At 54.2% G+C, this 743-nt stretch carries 1 pseudogene; it reads left to right on the top strand.

The window, feature by feature from the left end:
• Positions 1 to 743, top strand: a pseudogene (locus ACGF5R_RS24275) (DNA primase); the annotation flags it as partial.

Below are 743 nucleotides of genomic sequence, written 5' to 3'. Positions count from 1 at the left end.
ATACAGCGCCATGACCGGCCAGAGCCTGTTCTATCTGGGCGAAACCAATCTCCAGCATAAAATCTTAGCCATTGCCGAAGAGGAAGGGGTACGGCAGGCCGCCTATGCGCTTAAGCTGTTGCAAAGCGACGGCGAACTGACCATTGCCAGCACCGGTAAAGATGACGCCAGCGGCAATCTGGTCACTAAACAGTACACGGTAAAAGGCCCGGTAATGCTGATGCTCACCACCACCGCGATTGATGTCGATGAAGAGCTGCTAAACCGCTGTCTGGTGCTGACGGTGAACGAATCGCGGGAACAGACCGAAGCTATCCACGCGTTGCAGCGCCATAAGCAGACCCTCGAAGGTTTACTGGCCGAGAATGAGAAAGCCTATATCACCGAACTGCATCAAAACGCCCAGCGGCTGTTACGCCCGCTGAATGTCGTTAACCCTTATGCCTCACAGTTAACGTTCATGAGCGATAAAACCCGCACCCGACGCGACCACATGAAATATCTTACCCTGATACAAAGTATCGCCCTGCTGCATCAGCACCAGCGCGAGGTGAAGACCGCGGAACACCGGGGCAAACGGCTTGAATATATCGAGGTGACCCAAGACGATATTAGCTTAGCAAACCGGCTGTCCCATGAGATATTAGGCCGCACGCTGGATGAAATGTCGCCCCAGACCCGAAAACTGTTACTGCTGATACAAGCGATGGTGAAAGAGACGGCGACAGCGCAGCAACGCCCGG

The sequence above is a fragment of the Photorhabdus sp. RM71S genome (assembly GCF_042879355.1).
GTDB classification, from domain to species: domain Bacteria; phylum Pseudomonadota; class Gammaproteobacteria; order Enterobacterales; family Enterobacteriaceae; genus Photorhabdus; species Photorhabdus kayaii.
This window is presented reverse-complemented; position numbering and strand designations above follow the sequence as displayed.